Consider the following 19,066-nt stretch of genomic DNA (forward strand, 5'->3'; position numbering starts at 1 on the left):
AACGCCCGGTTACATTCCGAACCCGGAAGCTAAGCCTTTCAGCGCCGATGGTACTGCAGGGGGGACCCTGTGGGAGAGTAGGACGCCGCCGAACTTCTTTTAATAGTTAAGCCCCGTGCCCTTGTGGCACGGGGCTTTTCTGCGTTCCCGAACGGGCCGTCAGGACGGGCTGACCAGGTGTGTGTCGTACGCCAGGATGACTGCCTGCACACGATCCCGGGCCTCGGTCTTCGCGAGGATGCGGGAGACGTGCGTCTTCACGGTCGATTCGGCGAGATGGAAGCGCTCGGAGATCTCGGAGTTGCTCCAGCCCTGGCCGATGACGGTGAGGATCTCCCGTTCCCGGTCCGTGAGGCGCGCGATACGGGGGTCCGGCGAGGCAGGCCCCCCGGGGGCCGCCGGCAGGTGCTGGGCGTACGCGTCCAGGAGACGGCGGGTCAGACTCGGAGCGACCACCGCGTCGCCGCCGGCGACCACCCGTACACCGGAGAGAAGCTCCTCCGGCAACGCGTCCTTGATCAGGAAGCCGCTCGCGCCGGCGCGCAGACCGTCGTACGCGTACCGGTCCAGGTCGAAGGTGGTGACGATGAGGACGCGGGTGCGGGAGCCGGTCCTGATGATGCGGCGCGTGGCCTCGATGCCGTCCAGCAGAGGCATGCGGATGTCCATCAGCGCGACGTCCGGCTGGTGTTGGGAGACGAGTTGGACGGCCTCGTGGCCATTGGCGGCCTCGCCGACGACCGTCATGTCGTCCTGGCTCTCCAACAGCATGCGGAATCCGAAGCGTTGCATCGGCTGGTCGTCCGCGATCAGCACGGTCGTCACGTGAGGGAGTCCTTCAGGGGGAGTCGGAGCCGTACCTGCCAGCCGGAGGAGGCAGGGGGGCCCGCTTCGAGTGTGCCGTTGTAGAGCGATGCCCGTTCGCGCATTCCCGTGATGCCCTGCCCGGTCGACTCGGGTCTGCCGGCTTCGGTGCCGGGGCGTGGGAGGCCGTTGTCGGTGATCAGGGCCTCCAGCTCTGTCGGACGATAGGTCAGGGTGACCTCGGCTGCCAGGGCGGGGGCCGGGCCGGCGTGCTTCAGCGTGTTGGTCAGCGCCTCCTGCACCACCCGGTAGACCGTCAACTGCCTCCCTGCGTTGGGCTCGACGGCCGGAGGCGTACCGCGTAGCCGTAGCCGCACCGGGAGCCCCGCCCGCCGCACACCGGACAGCAGGGCCTCCATGTCGTCCAGCGTGGGCTGCGGGGCGCGGTCGGCGGGGTCGGGCTGGTCGCGCAGGACGCCCAGCAGGCGGCGGAGTTCGGTGAGTGCCTGGCGGCTGGTCGTGCCGATCGCGTCCAGCGCCTGGACGGCCCGTTCCGGGCTCTTGACCGCCGCGTAGGCGCCGCCGTCCGCCAGGCCGGTGATGACGGAGAGGTTGTGGCCGATGATGTCGTGCATCTCCCGGGCGATCCGGGTCCGTTCGGCTGCTGCGGCGAGCCGGGCCTGCTGGTCGCGTTCGCGCTCCAGCCGGTCGGCGCGGTCCACGAGGGCCTCGGTGTACTCCTGGCGGGTACGGACGAGGATGCCCAGCAGGGCGGCGAACGCGAACACCCAGAGGTGGGGGACGAAGAGCCGGTCCCACTGGTCCGGGAAGCGGAAGGAGCCGATCACCAGCGGAGCGATCACGATCGCGCCGGACCGTGCCAGGGCGCGCATCGGCAGCCGCAGAGCGATGTTGAAGACGACGACGTCCTGGAAGTAGGCCGCCTGGACGACCGCTCCCGTCCAGACGTTCAGCAGGGCGAACGGGGCCATGGCGGCGAGGACGGCCTGTGGATGACTCCGGCGCCACAGGAGTGGCACGGAGAGCGCCACGCTGATGACGAACACGGCCGTTCCCGGTGCGTGCGGGTTGCCGGCGACGGTGCGCCAGCCGCCCGACGTGAAGTCGAGCACGGCGAACCCGACCCAGAACGCCGTCAGCAGCCCGTTCCAGCAGGCGGGCCGTCGCCGGTCGAACGCGCGGACGCGCTGGACCGTGCGCTGGATGTGACCGGACAGCGGGCTGGGTCCCGGCGGCCGGTGCGTGTCGTGGTGGGTCATCCGTTCGTCATCCGTTCCCTCACCAGTCCAGCGCCCTGTCCGTCCTCGCCCCCGGATTCCTTCGCGTCTCTCGCGTCCCTCGCATGCCTCGCGTCACACACGTCATGCGTCGCGCCGTCGCAGGAGCGCGGCCGCAGCCCCCAGGGACGCCGCGGCCCACAGTACGAGGGCGAGGAGGGCGCCACCGTTGGAGGCGGCGTCGGGGAGCGGGGCCGCGGAGCCCAGAACGCCGGCGGCCTGGGTGGGGAAATAGCGGACGGCGGTCTCCACCGCGTCGTAGGGAAGCATGGAGAGCACCTCCGGAAGGACCATCACGCCCCCGATGAACGCGCCGATCGCGCCGGGAACCGAGCGGAGCAGGGCACCGAGGCCCAGGGCGATCAGGCTGAGGAGCGTGGTCCCGACGGCGTTCCCCGCCACGGCGCGCAGGACGCCGGGGTCGGTGAGGGAGGCCGCCTGGTCGGTGTCGTCGAGGAAGAACTGTGCGACGACGAAGGTCATCAGCGACGTGAGCAGCATGGTGGTGAACACGGTGAGGGTGAAGACGGCCGCCTTCGCCCACAGGACCGGGAGCCGGCGGGGGACGGCGGTGAGCGAGGCGCGGATCATGCCCGTCGAGTACTCGCCCGCCGTGAACAGGATGCCCAGCACCACCGTGCAGAGCGTGCCGAGGGCGGTGCCGTAGAGAACCATGATGACCGTGTCGACGTCGGAGTCGCCGCCGCCGGAGGTGTAGGTCGTGCCCATGACGATGCCGACGGCGAGTACCAGCGCGGCTGCCGATCCCAGGGTGATCCAGCTCGAACGCAGGGACCTGAGCTTGTGCCATTCGGAGCGCAGTACCCGGGCCGGGGTGATGCGGTAGGGGTGCGGGGTGACTGCCACGGTGGTCATGCGGGGACTCCGGTCGGTTCGGGGGCGGTGATCCGGTACTCGGCCGACTCCTGGGTGAGGTCCATGAACGCCTGCTCCAGCGAGGCGGTGCGCGGGGTGAGCTCGTACAGCGGGATGGCGTGTGCGGCCGCGACGCGGCCGATGTGGGCGGCGTCCGCGCCGCGGACCTCCAGGGCACCGGGCTCGGTACCGGTGGGGCTGGTGATGTCGATGCCTGGGCCTCCAAGGAGGTCGCGCAGGGCGGGGGCCTGCGGGGTGAGGACCCGGACCGAGGCGCCGCCCGCCGTGGCGACGAAGTCGTCGACCGTGGTGTCCGCGAGGAGGCGGCCGCGCCCGATGATGACGAGGTGGTCGGCGGTGAGCGCCGTCTCGCTCATCAGGTGCGAGGAGACGAGGACCGTGCGGCCTTGCGCGGCAAGGGATCTGAGCAGGTTGCGGATCCACAGCACGCCCTCGGGGTCGAGGCCGTTGACCGGTTCGTCGAGGATGAGGACGGCCGGGTCGCCGAGCAGCGCGGCGGCGATTCCGAGCCGTTGGCCCATGCCGAGCGAGAAGCCCTTGACCCGCTTCCCGGCCACGGCGGTCAGCCCGGTCAGGTCGAGGACGTGTTCGACGCGGCTGCGGGGGATGCCGTGGGTGTGCGCGAGGGACATCAGGTGGTGGAAGGCGGTGCGGCCGGGGTGTACGGAGCGGGCTTCCAGCAGGGCGCCGACTTCGGTGAGCGGTGCGCTGTGGGCGGCGTACGCGCGTCCGCCGATGGTCGAGCGGCCGCGGGTGGGGGCGTCCAGGCCGAGCAGCATGCGCATGGTGGTTGATTTCCCGGCGCCGTTCGGGCCGAGGAAGCCGGTCACGGTGCCGGGGCGGACCGTGAAGTCGAGGTCTTGGACGACGGCGGTGTCCCCGTACCGTTTGGTGAGTTCGTATGCCCTGATCATGCGGTCGACGCTACGGAGCGGGCGGGCGCGGGGCGTCGGCCCGGGGGCGGGAGGTGGCGGCGCGCGTAGTACCGGGGGACGACGCCGGGGCCGCGACGGGAACTCGTTTGCACGGGCTGTCGGCGTCGGGCGAGGATCGGCGCATGGACTACGTGATACGGCCGTTGCGTGCCGATGAGTGGCAGTCGGCGAAGGGAATCAGGCTGGCCGCGCTGCGGGATCCGGTGGCGCCGGTGGCGTTCCTGGAGACGTACGAGCAGGCCGTGGAGCGGCCCGACGCGTTCTGGCAGGAGCGGGCGGCCGGTGCTTCGGAGACCGGCGGCGGTGAGGCGCGGCAGTTCGTCGCCGAGGCGCCGGACGGGAGCTGGGCGGGTTCGCTGACCGTGCTGGTCGAACGGCCCGGCGCGGAGGTGCGGTTCGGTGCGGTGGCCGACATCCACCAGGCGCATGTGGTGGGGGTGTTCGTGCGTCCCGAGGCCCGGGGCGGGGGAGTCGCCGAGGAACTGTTCCGGGCCGGCATGGACTGGGCGTGGTCGCTGGGCGAGCCGCTGATCGAACGCGTACGGCTGTACGTGCACGAGAACAACCCGAGGGCCTCGGCGTTCTACCGCCGGAACGGGTTCGTGCCGACCGGGGAGACGGTGCCGTTGCAGGGCGACCCGACGACACTTGAGCTGGAGCACGCGGTGCCCCGGCCATAACGGGTCGCGGTGGAGTGGGCCGGGGTGGAGCTGGCCGGGGTGGGGCGCTGGGCCCGGGGTTCTTGGCCCGGGGTGTGGTGGCGTGCTCGGTCAGGGGGCGCTCGGCGTCTGGAGTTGCTGGGTCCAGCGGGCGCGGGCCTGTTCGGGGGAGCGGAGCAGGGCGACGGTGGGCAGGCCCAGCTTCTTGCCCGTCGCCAGCAGCTCGGGCAGCCGGGGCAGCGGTGCGACGGCTGCGACGTCGTCGAGGACGAGCGTCATTGGTGGGTCGAGCCGACCGTCGGATGACCGTGTGGCCATGCGGCGGCCGTGCTCGACCACGTCTGAGGCGAGCGCCGTGAGCAGGGGCATGGCTCCGGGGCCCGATCGGGGATTCTCGATGGATTCACCCACCACATAAAGAGTGCCCCCCTCGTCCGCAAAAGAATCCAGCGCGAGCGCATCGGCCCGGTTCGGGGTGCAGGCGTCGCGGATGTGGACCGAGGAGAGCGCGCCGAGGGCCCGGACGGTCAGTTCCTGGGCCATCTCGCGGCGTTCGGGGTGAGCGGTGAGCGCGGACTCCAGGAGTCCGGCGAGTCCGGACGCGGCCTTGGGGTGGGTACGGAGCAGCCGCACCGGTTCGTGGGCGGTGCTGCCCAGGGCCCAGCGGTGGACCTGGCGGAAGGGGCGGCCGTCGATGGCCGCGGCGTGCAGCCAGCACTGGAGGAGCGTCTCGGCGGTGTCGGCCGTCGCCGCGTCGATGCGGGCCTGCGGGCGGACCGGGGCGAGGAGGGCGGCGGCGCGGGCGGCGGCCAGGTCGGGCTGTTCGCAGCCGGTGGCGGGGGCCCAGTGGAGCCTGGCCGGGGTGTCGCAGAGGTGGCCGGGGTCGTAGATGAGGACGGGGCCCAGCTTGGCGCGGGCGTCCTTGGTCTCCGCCCAGACGGTGGGGTCGGAGGTGACGACCAGCACGGGGCCGGCGGCCTCGCTGATGGCCTGGACGACGGTGGGCCGGCGGGTGGCGGCGGGGCCGTAGACGACGAGAGGGGCGCGGGGCGAGGGAACGGTGAGCGGGGCGGCGGTCGCCAGGAGCTCGGTGGTGATGGCGGTTGAAGCGGCAGTGGGGGCGGTGGTGGTTGTGGTGGCCGGGGGTGTGGTCCGGGGGTGTGGCTGTGGTTCGGGGAGGTGTTCTGTGGGTGCGAGTGCGGGGCCGCGTCCGGGTGCGGGTTCGGCTGTGGGGGGCGGGGACTGGTGTCCGTACTCCTGCTGCTTCTCCAGGTCGGGGCGCTGTCGGGGGGCTGTCCGTTCCGACTGACCTTCCCTCAGCTGGTGCAGCATTTCCCGCCGTTGGTCGCGCTGCCTGGACCGTACGCCGCGCCAGCGTGCGACCACACCCATCACGAAGATGCTCAGCACCACCAGCACCATCAGTTCGCCGATGAACAGGCCCCAGAACAGCCCGTATCCGGAGAGCGCACCGGCCGGTGTGGTCGGCCAGGCGGCCGGCAGGTCGTGCGGGGCTTCCACCAGGCGCCGCATGGCCAGCGGGGTCTCGGGGAGGGTGACGCCGTGCGGCCAGGCGCCGTGCGCGAGGAGTCCGGACAGACCGGTGGCCGTCCAGGCCAGCAGCGTCAGCCCGAGCAGGAAGGCCAGCAGGCCGATCAGCAGCCCGTCGGGGATGCCGCCGCTGCCGCCCCCGCTGCCGCCGGAACGTGCCTCGCCGCGCCCTGCCATGTCATGCCACCGTTGACTCGGACGACTCGTTGAGCCGTTGTTGGTTCTCGATCCGGGCCGCGCGCTGCTCCGCCTCCAGTTCGGCGGCGCGTACGTCTTCCGGGAGCAGATCGATCGCGGAGGACTCGGTCATCGCGCGGTCGGTGAAGACGAGGGGGCGTTCGGCCTCGGTGATCAGGTGTTTGACGACCTGTACGTTTCCGTTGACGTCCCAGACGGCGATGCCCGGGGTGAGGGTGGGGATGATCTCGACCGCCCATCGGGGCAGCCCGAGCACCCGGCCGGTCGCTCTGGCCTCGTCGGCCTTCTGGGCGTAGATCGTGCGGGTCGACGCCATCTTGAGGATGGCCGCCGCCTCCCGCGCCGCGGCTCCGTCGACGACGTCGCTGAGGTGGTGGACGACGGCGACGAAGGACAGGCCGAGTCGTCGGCCGAACTTCAGCAGGCGCTGGAAGAGCTGTGCCACGAAGGGGGAGTTGATGATGTGCCAGGCCTCCTCCACCAGGAAGATGCGTTTCTTCCGGTCCGGCCTGATCCAGGTGTGCTCCAGCCACACACCGACGATCGCCATCAGGATCGGCATGGCGATCGAGTTGCGGTCGATGTGGGAGAGGTCGAAGACGATCAGCGGGGCGTCCAGGTCGATGTCGGCCGAGGTCGGCCCGTCGAACATGCCGCGCAGGTCGCCGTCGACGAGCCGGTCCAGGACGAGGGCGACGTCCAGGCCCCAGGCCCGTACGTCGTCTATGTCGACGTTCATCGCCTCGGCCGACTCGGGTTCCGGGTGGCGCAGCTGGTCGACGATGTCCATCAGGACGGGCTGACGGTCGGTCGCCGTCTCGTTCACGAAGGCGTGCGCGACCTTGAGCGCGAAGCCGGAGCGCTCGTCGAGGCCGTGGCCCATGGCGACTTCGATGATCGTGCGGAGCAGGGCGAGCTGCCCGGTCGTGGTGATCGCGGGGTCGAGCGGGTTGAGCCGGATGCCGCCGTTGAGCGCGGAGGTGGGGTCGAGGCGGATGGGGGTCAGGCCCAGTTCCTGGGCGATGAGGTTCCATTCACCGACGCCGTCCTCGCCCTGGGCGTCCAGGACGACGACCTGGCGGTCGCGGAAGCGGAGCTGGCGGAGCACGTACGTCTTCTCCAGCGCGGACTTGCCGTTGCCGGACTCGCCGAGCACCAGCCAGTGCGGGGCGGGGAGCTGCTGCCCGTACAGCTGGAAGGGGTCGTAGATGTAGCCCTTGCCGGAGTACACCTCGCGGCCGATGATCACGCCGGAGTCACCGAGGCCGGGGGCGGCGGTGGGCAGGTAGACCGCCTGTGCCTGTCCGGTGGAGGTGCGGACGGGCAGTCGGGTCGTCTCCACCTTCCCGAAGAGGAAGGCGGTAAAGGCGTCCGACAACGCGGACAGCGGATCTCGCATGGCGTGACCGACCTCCCTTTCGTCTCTCTCGGTGCTCTCTCGGTGTTCTCGGGTGCGCTCTCGGTTGCCCTCGGGTGTTCTCGGGCGGGTGGGGCTATCGGGCGGGTGGGGCTATCGGCGGATGCCGGTGGCGAACGGCAGGGTGTTCACGAACGCGCGGTGGTGCTCGCGGTCGCACCACTCCAGCTTCAGGTACGACTTGCCGGCCGAGGCCCGAATCGTCCGCTTGTCGCGGGCGAGGGACTCGGGCGAACGGGACGACACGGTGATGTACCCCACCAGGTTCACCCCGGCCGCGCCGCTCGCGAGATCTTCACCCCGCTGGTCGAGCCGTCCGTGAGCGGCGATGTCGCGGGGGTCGACGGTGCGGTTCATCTTGGCCTGGCGGCTTGCCTCGGCCTCGTCGTTGGTCTTCTCGGTGAGCATCCGCTCGATGGCGATCTCGGTGGGTTCGAGGTCCATGCAGACCGCGACCGTACGGATCACATCGGGCGTGTGGACGAGGAGCGGGGCCAGGAAGTTGACGCCGACGGGTGTCATCGGCCACTCCTTCACCCAGGCCGTCGAGTGACACCAGGGCGCGCGGGTCGACGACTCGCGGGTCTTGGCCTGGAGGAACGTCGGCTCGACCGCGTCCAGCTCGGCGGGCCAGGCATTGCGCTTCGTCATGGCCTGGATGTGGTCGATGGGGTGGTCGGGGTCGTACATCGAGTGGACGAGCGAGGCGAGGCGGCTCTGGCCGAGCGGCTGCCGTACCCGGATGTCGGCCTCGGCGAGGCGGGCGCAGATGTCGGTGAGCTCGCGGGCCATGACGACGGCGAGACCGGCGTCCCGGTCGAGCTTGCGGCCGCCGTGCGGGCGGGCGGCGCGGGCCATGGCGTTGGCCTCGGCGGCGAGCTCGCGGTCGAACTCCATGCAGGCGACGAGGTAGGCGCGGTGCTGCTCGCTGGAGGTGGAGACCATGGACTGGAGCTGGTCGTAGGACTCCTGCAGCCAGCCCGGGGAGGCCTTGTCGCCGCGCTGGGCGACGTCCTTGGCGTGCGCGTCGGGGTCGGCGGGCAGGGTGCGGGCCAGCATCTGGATGCGGGTCACGAAGCCGTCGCCGTTGGCCACGTGCTTGAGCAGGGTGCCGAACCGGTCGACGAGTGCTTCCTGGTCCTCGCTGTCGCGCAGCCCGACGCCGGGCCCCTCGATCTCGATCGCGGCGGTGACGGTGCGGCGGTCGGCGTGCAGCAGGACGGCGATCTCGTCGGGCCCGAAGGGTGCGGCCAGCCAGTTGATCCGGCCGATGCCTGGGGGTGGCCCGATCTCGACCTCCCGCCCGTCGGCGCTCACACCCGCTTCCATGGCCCCGGACGCGTATGTGGTGCCGCGGCGCAGGGAGCGCTTGTAGCTGCGGTTGATCTCGAACCACTTGTAGAAGGTGCGGTGCTTGTACGGGACGTAGACGATCGCCAGGGCGAGCAGCGGGAAGCCGGTGAGCAGCACGATCCGCATGGAGAGGACCGGCACGAGCAGCCCGCTCATCATGCCGAGGAAGGCCCCGCCGATGATCAGGGCGATCTCGCCGGTCTCGCGGTTCTTGCCGACCATGGCGTTTGGCCTGGCCCGGCCGATGAGATACGTGCGGCGGAGCGCGATCGGATGGGACTGGGTGCTCAACGCCCGCCACCTCCTGTGCTGTTACCTGAACTGCCTGATCCGCGGCGTGGGCTGCGGCTGCTGTGCGGGGTACCGGAGGTGGGACCCGACCCGCTGCGGGGCGGAGGTGCGGCGGAGGGGACAGATCCGCCGCCGACCCCGCTCCCGGAGTTGCGGGAGCTGTGGGCGGCGACTCCGCCGCTGACCGGATTGGCGGGGCGTCCGCCGCCGCTGTTGCTGCCGCCGCCGCCGCCGTCCTGGCCGCCGCCACCGCGGCTGCTGTGGGTCTTGATGCCCTGGGAGACGAGCGCGGCGGGCGAGCTGATCATCGCGGCGGCCTGGGAGCCGTCGGTGGCCTGCTTGCGGTTGGTGCGGGCGCCCTGGATCTCGTCGCCGAAGCCGGGTACGAAGCGGTAGATCATGCCGGAGGCGAAGATCGCGAGGAGGATGATGGCCAGCCCGGACACGACGGCGGAGAACGCGTTCGGCCCGTCGTCCGACGACAGCGCACCGGCCAGGCCGAGCACGATGACGATGACCGGTTTCACCATGATCACCGCGATCATGATGCCTGCCCAGCGGCGTACGTGCCCCCACATGTTCTTGTCGACGAGACCCGCGTACACGGCGGTTCCGAGGAGGGCGCCGACGTAGAGCAGGGCGGCCCGGATCACGAGTTCCAGCCAGAGGATGCCGGCGGCGAGGATCGACACCAGCGAGACGACGATCAGCATGATCGGTCCGCCGCCGATGTCGGAGTCCTTCTTGAGCGCGTCCGCGAACGACCCGAAGAAGACGTCCGTCTGCCCGCCGGAGGACGAGGCGATGACCTCGGTGACCGCGTCGGTGGCGGAGACGATCGTGTACAGGATAAGCGGCGTGAACGCGGACGCGAGGACCGTCAGCCACAGGAACCCGATGGCCTCGGAAATGGCTGTGGTGAGCGGCACCCCGCGGATGGCGCGCTTGGCGACGGCCAGCAGCCACAGGACGAGCGTGAGCACGGTGGAGGCCGCGAAAACGATCGCGTACTGCTGGAGGAACCGGGTGTTCGTGAAGTCGACGTTGGCGGTGCTCTTGACGGCGTCGCTGAGCTTCCCGACGATCCAGGCGGCGGCGTCGGCGCAGCCGCGTCCCAGGGAGGTGAGGGGGTCCAGGGCGGGGTCGGTGCTCTTGGGGGCGTTGGATTTGGAGGTGCCTGCGCCGCCTTCGCAGTAGTCCTTGGCGGGTCCACGGATCAGATCACAGGCATTGCTGCCCTTGCTGGGTGCTGGGCTTGGTGAGGGCGCTGCGAATGCACGAGTGGCCAGCAGGACTAGAGAGACCTGCACAGTGCCCACAAGGGCTGACAACGAGAGGACCCGACTCTGTCGTTTACCGGGCATACGTGAACCCTCCGAACTGTTCCACAGCATCGGCCATCTCTCCGGCAGGGGAGGCAGCCTGGTCACGGCCGACCGGGGCGGGGCCGTCCTTCTGGGTGAAGTCGGCTACCTTCCAGTCTCCGTTGATCCAGGTGAGGGCGAAGGTGTTGGTGAACCAGCTCTCGGAGACCGGGTTCTTCGACCCTTCACCGGCCAGGCCGAACAACGCTGAGTACCAGACGGAGACGCTCGCCGTGTCTCCGTTAAACTTCTCCACCTTGGTTCCGACTGGATTGGAACGTGAGATGAAGGTCTGGCCGGCAGGGGCGGTGCCGTCGGTGTTCAGGCCGATGTTCGCCAGGAAAGCCTCACCGGAGTAGACCTTGTCGAGGGCATCCTGGCGGGCGGAAGCCACAGTTGGTGCGTATACAGCCGTGGCGATCGCGCGTCGACGGTTTTTGTCGAACATGTCCGCAGAACCAAGCGCCACGGAATAGTTCGCCGCCGCGCTCTGCGCCCCCTGCTCGTCATGTGCGAACCCCGAGGGAATCGAGCCGTTCTTCCCCGCCACCGGCTTCGTCCCCGTGGCTGCGGTCGGTGCCGAGCCGGCCTTCTTGCCGCCGCTTCCCGGCGCGCCGTCGCCGCCGTCGTCACCGTTGCCGCCGCCCAAGTTCGCGAAGGCGATAGCGGCCAGCAGCAGGACCACCACGCCGAGGACCGTGAAGAGCGAGCGGGAGTTGCGGGCCGGGCGGCGGGGGCCGTAGCCGTCGCCGCCTTGGCCGTCGGGAAGGCGGGTGCGGGTCTGGCGCGTGCCGCCGAGGGTGCTGTAGCCGTCGTGCGAACGGCCGGAGTCGTTGCCGTAACCGTCTTCGTCGCCGGGACTCATGCCGCGTACGCCCCCTCAACCGTTGCCTGAACCGCGTCGTAGTACGACGGTAGCCGTGCTGGTTTCCGCGCGGGCGCGGTGTGGTGACTCGACATCAGGGAGACGCAACCTCTGCCGGTGGGCACGACGGACGGATGGTGGGGACGGGGCTGGAGTGCCCCCGGACGCGGGCTGACGGCTGGTTAGACGGCCATCCCGTAGACGATGGTGAACAAGGTTCCCAGCGATCCGATGATGAACACACCGGTGAGGCCGGCGACGATCAGCCCCTTGCCCTGCTCCGCGCTGAACGTGTCACGCAGAGCCGTCGCGCCGATCCGCTGTTTCGCCGCTCCCCAGATCGCGATGCCGAGGCAGAGCAGGATGGCGATCGCCATCACCACTTCGATCATGACGCGGGCCTCGTTGCCCAAGGTCCCGAACGGCCCCCAGTTCGGGGCGATTCCGCCGATGATGGTGGTGATGTCGCCCTTTTCAGCTGCCAGGATCATTTAAGTCACCGCCCTTGCTGGGTAGTTCGGTGCCCGCACCGCTCGGCACGAGTCACCCTCTATCTTCGCTGATGAAACTGCGTTCGCACGACGACCTGGCGGCTCTCTTTACCCGGATCTCGCACATTTGACCGGTCTGACCGCCCTGACCTGCGGATCGAATCGGTGTGTGAGCGAATTACATATCGTTACTCTGTGTATCACGGAGGGTGGCGCCGGGCAATGATCGCCATCGCGCCACCCTGGCCGAGACGGGCATCCGCACGCGAACCGCACCCATCGGCGCATGAGTGGCGAGGTGGAGGCGTGCGTCGTTCAGAGGAGCGAGCGGCGGGGGTTGGGCGGGCGGGGTGGTGTCGTCCAGGCCGATGGTGGCCTGAAATCGCACCAGGAGCCGTCGAAGGGAAACGTTCCGGCCTCGGCGAGCCGTGCGACCGCATCTCCCTCGGACCGGATGGCGATCGCTTCCGCGGCGGTCCAGTACGCGGGATGGCCGGTCTTGTCGGCGAAGGACTGCTCGTCCTTCCACCGCCAGGTGCGGTCCGGCGCCACGTTGAGGTCCAGTTCGTGGTCCGCGATGTCGATGTCCTCGCCGTGGTGGACCCGGCGTTCCAGATTGACGTACCAGCCGCGGAACTTCTGTCTGCGCCCGAAGAGCCACAGGACGGAGTGGGCCGCACCGGCCGGCTGGTAGAAGAGGGCGTCGCCCATCGGCCAGCGGTCGGGGACCACGGGGTAGCCCTCGGCGGGGCGTTCGTGCGGGGCGATGTCCCGTAGGTGCGTGGCGCCACGCGGCAGGACGGTGCGCCACATCGGCGTGCCGGTCTCCATCCACACCAGTTGACCGGCGGTCGTGCGTTCGACGAGGCGCACGGGTACGGAGGCGCTCAGGTGGCCGCCTATGAAGAAGTTCCAGCGCAGGATCTGTCCTGGTCTACTGCTTGCTCCGGTGCCGACAGGGGCACTCGTGCTCGTGCCGAGCCTCGTGCCGTTGGTTGCGACGTCCCTCTTGCCCGCTTTCATGCGATTGATCATGCCCGCCGTGAGGTCTTCGGACACGTGCCCGGACCCGTCAGGCGCTCGCACTCGCGTCACCTGCTGAGGTGCCTGCGGACGAACGGTGTCGTTCCCAGTACGAGCACGGTGAAAGCAGTGAGCCGTTGCAGACCGGGCTGCAACGCGAAGTGGCTGTGCTGGATGCCGTGGACCGCGTACCAGTTGGCCACGAGGTCGGTCGCCATGATGGCGCAGGCGAGGTCCAACCCCGCGCGCCTCCCCTGGAGCAGGAGGAGCGCCGCGAGCGTGTCCAGGAGAGCCAGCGAGGTCCAGTACAGGTTCAGCCAGCCGGGAGCCCAGTCGTAGGGGCGAAGGCCGTGCTGAAGGAGGCCGGTGATGTGGGCGACGGACCCCACGAGGAGGAGACCGGTCGCGTACGCGCAGACCAGCACTATCGCGTGGCGTGGCGTGGGGTCCGGGGACATCCATCCGGTCATGCGGTGGATCGTCGCACCCGACGGCGGTGTACGGGTGGCCCGGCCGGGATTCGGCCCCGGCCGGGCGGAATCCCGGCGCAGGTCCTATCCGTCGGCGGGTTCGGCGAAGTGGTCGAACTCGCCGGCCCGGACGCCCTTGGCGAAGGCCTCCCACTTGGTGCGGGTGGTTGTGACCACGTTCTCGGGGTCGCTGGTCTCGCGCAGGTGGACGAGGTCGCCCTCGGCGAACGCGATCTCGATCCAGGGGCCGGGTCCGGGCTCGTCCTCGGGAGCGGCGCGGATCCAGGCGAGGCCGGCGGGGTGGTCAGTCATGGAGCCGGCCCTCCTTGAGCGTGCGGAGGAGGGCGTCGATGGCGGCGGGGGTGGTCCGGAGTATCACGCCGCTGGGGTCGCCCGATTCGGTGAGTCTCACCGTGCCGTTGTGGGTGGCCACGTGGACGCACGCTTCTCCCTGCGCGCAGTAGGACGACCTCTGCCAGGTGTGTGCGGGCATCGGGGTTCCTTTCACAGGCTTTGAGTGATCTTGTGGATGAGTTCCTGGGACTGTTGGACGTCCAGTGAAGCGGCGTCGAGACGCTCCAGCAGCAACCGGTACTGGTCCAGTTGGGATTCCGCGTCGATGAACACGGGCCCGTGCGATTGGTCGAGCTGCGCGGTGTCGAGTACGGGGACGGGGCCGCGTACGTAGTAGAGGGACTGCCCCGAACCCGGGTAGCAAGTGGCCTCGAAGGGGATCACGCGGATGGCTGTGTGGGGGAGCTCGCTCATCTTGAGCAAGTGCCGGAGCTGACTCCGGGCGATGTCCGGGCCGCCGAACCGCATGCGCAGAGCCGCCTCGTGAATAACGGCCCGGTAGGGCGCGGGGTTCGTGCGGTAGAGGACTTCCTGCCGCTTGATGCGGTAGGAGACGCGGTGTTCGATCTCCGGCGGTGGCAAGTCGGGGACGGCCTGCCGATAGATCTCCCGGGCGTGATCGACGGTCTGGAGCAGGCCGGGGATGTGGATGCTGTGTGCCGCGTGCAGGGCGGTGCCATGGTGCTCGATCTCGGCCAGGTCGAGCAGCCTGGGCGGAAGGATCTCCCGATACTCCTCCCACCAGCCGCGCTTGCGATCGGTCGTCATGGATACGAGTGCCTCGATCAGGGCTTGATCCGTGCAGGAGTACGTCTGGGCCGCGACCCGTACTCGTTCGGCGCTCACCCCGAAACGTGCCACCTCTATGTTGCTGAGCTGCCCCGAGCTGGTGCCGAGAAGGTCGGCTGCTTGTGTGGTGGTCATTCCGGCGCGTTCCCGCAATTTGCGCAGCTCGGCGCCAAGTCGTGTGCGACGTGCGGAGGGGGCGGCCCTGCGTGCCATCTCGAACTCCCGTTGCCATGCAGCTGGGTTGGACTGTCACTCACACGAGTGGTTCGGGCCAAGGATTCCGGTCCATGGGTGCAAGGAATCCTTGCACCCATCTAATCTCGGTTCCAGGCCCCCGCCCGGAAGTACCCCGCTCGACGGAGCGGTCTCGTCACCGGGCACCCACCGCAGGACACCTCATCCACACCTTCCGCCCTCGCGACCGGAGACTTCCATGCCCACGGCCACCGTAGCGCCGCCCTGGACGTACACCCTCCAACTCCCGCAGGATCCCCGGGCCCCCGGGGTGGCCCGGCACATGCTCCGTCACGTACTCCGCGTTCACGGTGTGCCCGAACTCATCGAAACCGCCGAACTGCTGGCGAGCGAGCTCGTCACCAACGCGTACCGGCACTCTTCGGGGCCGTACTCCCTGCGTATGCGTGACGCGGGGCGCAGCCGGGTCCGGCTGGGTGTGTGGGACACCGATCCGCGCATCCCGGCACCGTTCCGGTGGGGTGAGCGGGTGCCCGCGGAGCTCGCCGAGAGGGGGCGGGGGCTGTATCTCGTCACGCTCTACGCGGAGTGCTGGGGCGCGTACCCGATGCGCGGCGGGCTCCCGGGGCAGGGCGGCAAGCTGCTCTGGGTGGAATGCGTGGCGAAGCCGGACTGCCGGTCAGGCGATCTGCCGTAGGCGAGTGGGGTGGGATGCCGGATTGCCGGTGTCCCGGCCGGGCGTGTACTTCCGGACACCTTCGGCCCCGCCGTTACGCCCTTTGAGGTGGTCGGGCCCCTGATGTGGGGGCCGCGTCGGCCGCCACGCGCGGCGATCCCGCGCGGAGTCTTGCGTGTTGAGTGATTCCGTCTGATGGTGGTGGTTCTTGTTGCCTTCCGTTCGGAGTCGCTTCATGAGCGCATACCGTCCGAGCCGTCGTTCCGTCCTTTCCACCGGAGCAGCCCTCGCGGGCTGGGCCGTCTTCTCCGCGCAGAGACAGGCCTTCGCCGCGGACGGCCCCGAGTGGGACGCGGAGCCGAGGGTGTTCCAGGTCGGCAGGGAGGCGGCGCGGGCCCGGCTCGTGCCGTACGCGAGCGGCTCCGACGCCCTGCGCGGAGACATGGAGAAGTCGCCGTACTTCCGTTCCCTGAACGGAACCTGGCGCTTCAAATGGTCCAAGAACCCCGACGCCCGGCCCGCCGGTTTCGAGGCGCCCGGCTACGACGACGGCGGCTGGGACCGGATCCCCGTACCGTCGAACTGGGAGATCGAGGGCTACCCGGAGCCGATCTACCTCAACATCCGCTACCCGTGGATCGGCTACGAGACGCCCGACCCCCCGGCCGTCCCGCACGACTTCAACCCGGTCGGCTCCTACCGCCGCACCTTCACCGTGCCGCGCGACTGGTCGGGCCGGCGCACGCTGATCTCGTTCCAGGGCGTGAAGTCGGCGTTCTTCCTCTGGGTCAACGGCAAGCGGGTCGGCTACAGCGAGGACAGCTACACCCCCGCCGAGTTCGACATCACCGACCATGTGCGGCCGGGTGACAACACCCTGGCCGTCGAGGTCTACCGCTGGTCCGACGGCAGTTGGCTGGAGGACCAGGACATGATCGACCTGTCCGGGATCTTCCGTGACGTCTACCTCTACGCTGTCGCGCCGGTCCATGTGCAGGACCTGTTCGTGCGGACCGCCCTGGACGACGTGTACCGCGACGCGGTCCTCACCGTCACCGCCACGGTGCGCGACCGGAGCGGCGTCGCCGCCGCCGGCCGCCATCGGATCGAGGCGGTGCTGTACGACGGCCGGGGGCGCCGGGTCGGCCGGCCGCTCACCGGCGACGTGGTCCCACAGGGCTCGGGGGGCACGGAGGTCACGCTGAAGGCGGACGTCTCCGCGCCCGCCCTGTGGTCGGCCGAGGACCCGAACCTGTACACCGTGGTCGTCACGCTCACCGACGGCTCGGGGCGCGCGGTCGACGTCCAGCGGACCCGTACCGGCTTCCGCGAGGTCGAGTACGGGCCGGGCAGGTTCACCGTGAACGGCAAGCCCGTCATGTTCCGAGGCACCAACCGCCACGAGTCCGACCCCGACCATGGCCAGGCGGTCCGCGAACCGCGGATGCTCCAGGACATCCGGCTGATGAAACAGCACAACATCAACGCCGTGCGCACCTCGCACTACCCCAACAGCCCGCGCTGGCTGGAACTGTGCGACGAGTACGGCCTGTACGTCATCGACGAGACGAACCTGGAGACGCACGGCGTCCGCGACACCGTGCCGGCCTCCCTGCCGGAGTGGACCGAGGCGTGCGTCGACCGGATCCGCTCCATGGTCGAGCGCGACAAGAACCACCCGAGTGTTGTGGTCTGGTCGCTGGGGAACGAGGCCGGCGGGGGCTCCAACTTCCAGGCCATGGCCGACTGGGTGCACGCCCGGGACGCGTCCCGGCCCGTGCACTACGAGGGCATGAACGAGGTCGCCGACCTGCACAGCGAGATGTACACCAAGCCGGCTGACGTGGAGGCGTACGGCAAGTCGGGCAAGCAGACCCCCTTCATGCTCTGCGAGTACGCGCACGCCATGGGCAACAGCAGCGGCAACCTCAAGGAGTACTGGGACATCTTCGAGCGCTACCCGAATCTGCACGGCGCGTTCGTGTGGGACTGGGTGGACCAGGCGATCCGGCTCCCCGTGCCGGGCGACGCGAAGCGCACCTACCTGTCGTACGGCGGCGACTGGCACGACGGCTATCCGACCGACGCCAACTTCTGCTGCAACGGTCTGGTCGCGGCCGACCGCACCCCGCACCCCGGTCTGCTGGAGCTCAAGAAGGTCTACCAGCCGGTCGCCGTCGCCGCGGCGGACCTCGCGGCCGGGACGGTCACGGTGCGCAACAAGCACCTGTTCAGCGGCCTGGACGCGTACGAGCTGCGCTGGGACGTGACCTGCGACGGGCGCAGCGTGCAGCACGGCGCGCTCGCGGCGCCGGAGGTGGCGCCGGGCGGTGAGGGGACCGTGCGCATCCCCTGGCGGAAGCCGCAGAAGCCCGAGCCGGGCGCCGAGTACTGGCTGAACGTCGCCTTCGTACTGAGGAAGGCGGCCAGCTGGGCCGATGCCGGGCACACCGTGGCCGCCGAACAGCTCGGCCTCGACTGGCACACCCCGGCCCCCGCCGGCCCCGCCCCGGAAACCCTGCCGGCCCTCGACCTCGACGAGACCGGCGCCCGGGTCCGGATCAGCGGGCGCGACATGGAGGTGGTCCTGGACAAGTCCACCGGAACGCTGGAGTCGTACCGGGTGAAGGGCCGGCTGCTGCTGGCCGGTGGCCCGGTGCCGAACTTCTGGCGCGGGCCCACCGACAACGACATCGGCCGCGGTGCCCACAACTCCCTTCGGACCTGGCGGAACGCCGGCACCGACCGCGAGGTCACCTCCGTCAGGACCGCCCGGCCGTCGCCCGGAGTCGTCACCGTCGAGGTGGCGTGCACCCTGCCCACCGCCCCCACGGCCTCCTCCTGGACCACCGTGTTCACCGTCCGCGGGGACGGCGAGATCAGGGTCCGGCACACCCTGGAGGCCGCCGCCGGGCTGCCCGATCTCCCCATGGTGGGTGCGCTGTTGACGCTCCCGAAGGGCTTCGAGCGGATCGACTGGTACGGGCGCGGCCCGCAGGAGAACTACTGGGACCGGCACACCGGCGCGTTCGTGGGCCGTTACCGCTCCACCGTCGACGAGCAGGTCGCGCCGTACGTCCGTCCCGAGCAGACCGGCAACATGACCGACGTACGCCATCTGTCGGTGACGGACCGGACGGGCACCGGACTTCTCGTGCGGGCCGATCCCGACGAGGGCGGGCCGATGCTGGAGACGAGCGTCCTGCACCACTCGCCGTTCGACCTGGACGGGCCGAAGCACCCGTACGAGGTGAAGCGGCGCGACGAGACGATCCTGGGCGTCAACCACCGGCAGATGGGGGTCGGCGGCAACGACTCCTGGGGCGCCCCGCCGCTCGCGGAGTACCTGCTGCACGCCGGGCGCACGTACACCTACGCGTACCGGCTGCGGTCCGCGTAACCGCACCGGGTACCGACCCGGCGTCGGGGGCGCTTG

The 19,066-nt window shown here is 70.0% G+C and carries 18 protein-coding genes and 1 rRNA gene; 4 read left to right on the forward strand and 15 right to left on the reverse strand.

Annotated elements, in window-relative coordinates; translation table 11 throughout:
- A 5S ribosomal RNA gene (rrf, locus tag ACGFU6_RS30860) occupies positions 1-94 on the forward strand; the annotation flags it as partial.
- 65 nt (positions 95-159) lie between these two features.
- Here rrf and ACGFU6_RS30865 read toward each other — a convergent pair.
- The 4 genes from ACGFU6_RS30865 to ACGFU6_RS30880 form a co-directional block, all read right to left on the reverse strand.
- On the reverse strand, positions 160-825 hold the full coding sequence (locus ACGFU6_RS30865; protein ID WP_393615703.1) for a response regulator: 666 nt from the start codon (positions 823-825) through the stop codon (positions 160-162).
- Positions 822-2,084 carry a sensor histidine kinase gene (locus ACGFU6_RS30870; protein ID WP_393615705.1) on the reverse strand — a complete coding sequence of 421 codons (1,263 nt, stop codon included), beginning with the start codon at positions 2,082-2,084 and terminating at the stop codon, positions 822-824. The genes ACGFU6_RS30865 and ACGFU6_RS30870 overlap by 4 nt, the downstream gene beginning before the upstream one ends.
- A 102-nt stretch (positions 2,085-2,186) precedes the next feature.
- Positions 2,187-2,978, reverse strand: a complete 792-nt coding sequence (locus ACGFU6_RS30875; protein WP_393615707.1) for an ABC transporter permease — start codon at positions 2,976-2,978, stop codon at positions 2,187-2,189.
- Positions 2,975-3,913 carry an ATP-binding cassette domain-containing protein gene (locus ACGFU6_RS30880; protein WP_393615709.1) on the reverse strand — a complete coding sequence of 313 codons (939 nt, stop codon included), beginning with the start codon at positions 3,911-3,913 and terminating at the stop codon, positions 2,975-2,977. Before ACGFU6_RS30880 ends, ACGFU6_RS30875 begins: the two co-directional genes overlap by 4 nt.
- Positions 3,914-4,056: 143 nt before the next feature.
- Here ACGFU6_RS30880 and ACGFU6_RS30885 point away from each other — a divergent pair, with 143 nt between their 5' ends.
- The gene (locus ACGFU6_RS30885) at positions 4,057-4,614 is read left to right on the forward strand and encodes a GNAT family N-acetyltransferase (protein WP_393615711.1); all 558 of its coding nucleotides are present in this window, start codon (positions 4,057-4,059) and stop codon (positions 4,612-4,614) included.
- 90 nt (positions 4,615-4,704) lie between these two features.
- Here the strand turns inward: ACGFU6_RS30885 and ACGFU6_RS30890 are convergent, their stop codons facing one another.
- The 11 genes from ACGFU6_RS30890 to ACGFU6_RS30940 all read right to left on the reverse strand — a co-directional run bounded on the left by ACGFU6_RS30890 (position 4,705) and on the right by ACGFU6_RS30940 (position 14,972).
- Positions 4,705-6,321, reverse strand: a complete 1,617-nt coding sequence (locus ACGFU6_RS30890) for a type IV secretory system conjugative DNA transfer family protein (protein WP_393615716.1) — start codon at positions 6,319-6,321, stop codon at positions 4,705-4,707.
- Position 6,322: 1 nt separating this feature from the next.
- Positions 6,323-7,741, reverse strand: coding sequence for an ATP-binding protein (locus tag ACGFU6_RS30895; RefSeq protein ID WP_393615718.1), 1,419 nt, complete (start codon positions 7,739-7,741; stop codon positions 6,323-6,325).
- A 111-nt stretch (positions 7,742-7,852) separates the two neighbouring features.
- Positions 7,853-9,403, reverse strand: a complete 1,551-nt coding sequence (locus tag ACGFU6_RS30900; protein ID WP_393615720.1) for an SCO6880 family protein — start codon at positions 9,401-9,403, stop codon at positions 7,853-7,855.
- Positions 9,400-10,767, reverse strand: a complete 1,368-nt coding sequence (locus tag ACGFU6_RS30905; RefSeq protein ID WP_393615865.1) for a hypothetical protein — start codon at positions 10,765-10,767, stop codon at positions 9,400-9,402. The genes ACGFU6_RS30900 and ACGFU6_RS30905 overlap by 4 nt, the downstream gene beginning before the upstream one ends.
- Positions 10,757-11,632, reverse strand: a complete 876-nt coding sequence (locus ACGFU6_RS30910; RefSeq protein ID WP_393615722.1) for a hypothetical protein — start codon at positions 11,630-11,632, stop codon at positions 10,757-10,759. The genes ACGFU6_RS30905 and ACGFU6_RS30910 overlap by 11 nt, the downstream gene beginning before the upstream one ends.
- 182 nt (positions 11,633-11,814) lie before the next feature.
- Positions 11,815-12,123, reverse strand: coding sequence for a hypothetical protein (locus ACGFU6_RS30915; protein ID WP_024493027.1), 309 nt, complete (start codon positions 12,121-12,123; stop codon positions 11,815-11,817).
- A gap of 315 nt (positions 12,124-12,438) precedes the next feature.
- Positions 12,439-13,146 (reverse strand): DUF402 domain-containing protein, encoded by a 708-nt coding sequence (locus ACGFU6_RS30920; protein WP_393615724.1) that lies wholly within the window; start codon positions 13,144-13,146, stop codon positions 12,439-12,441.
- Between the two features lie 68 nt (positions 13,147-13,214).
- Positions 13,215-13,616, reverse strand: coding sequence for a hypothetical protein (locus tag ACGFU6_RS30925; RefSeq protein ID WP_393615725.1), 402 nt, complete (start codon positions 13,614-13,616; stop codon positions 13,215-13,217).
- A gap of 84 nt (positions 13,617-13,700) precedes the next feature.
- Positions 13,701-13,928: a DUF397 domain-containing protein gene (locus ACGFU6_RS30930; RefSeq protein ID WP_393615727.1), complete on the reverse strand. Its 228-nt coding sequence runs from the start codon at positions 13,926-13,928 to the stop codon at positions 13,701-13,703.
- Complete coding sequence (locus tag ACGFU6_RS30935) at positions 13,921-14,109, reverse strand: DUF397 domain-containing protein (protein ID WP_393615729.1); 189 nt, start codon at positions 14,107-14,109, stop codon at positions 13,921-13,923. Before ACGFU6_RS30935 ends, ACGFU6_RS30930 begins: the two co-directional genes overlap by 8 nt.
- A gap of 11 nt (positions 14,110-14,120) precedes the next feature.
- Entirely contained in the window at positions 14,121-14,972 is an 852-nt protein-coding gene (locus ACGFU6_RS30940) for a Scr1 family TA system antitoxin-like transcriptional regulator (protein WP_393615731.1), read from the reverse strand.
- Between the two features lie 220 nt (positions 14,973-15,192).
- Here ACGFU6_RS30940 and ACGFU6_RS30945 point away from each other — a divergent pair, with 220 nt between their 5' ends.
- Both ACGFU6_RS30945 and ACGFU6_RS30950 read left to right on the forward strand, forming a co-directional pair.
- Positions 15,193-15,651, forward strand: a complete 459-nt coding sequence (locus ACGFU6_RS30945; protein ID WP_393615733.1) for an ATP-binding protein — start codon at positions 15,193-15,195, stop codon at positions 15,649-15,651.
- 214 nt (positions 15,652-15,865) lie between these two features.
- Complete coding sequence (locus tag ACGFU6_RS30950) at positions 15,866-19,030, forward strand: glycoside hydrolase family 2 TIM barrel-domain containing protein (protein ID WP_393615735.1); 3,165 nt, start codon at positions 15,866-15,868, stop codon at positions 19,028-19,030.
- The last annotated feature ends 36 nt before the right edge of the window (positions 19,031-19,066 follow it).

This window comes from Streptomyces sp. NPDC048462 (genome assembly GCF_043200175.1).
Classification (GTDB): domain Bacteria; phylum Actinomycetota; class Actinomycetes; order Streptomycetales; family Streptomycetaceae; genus Streptomyces.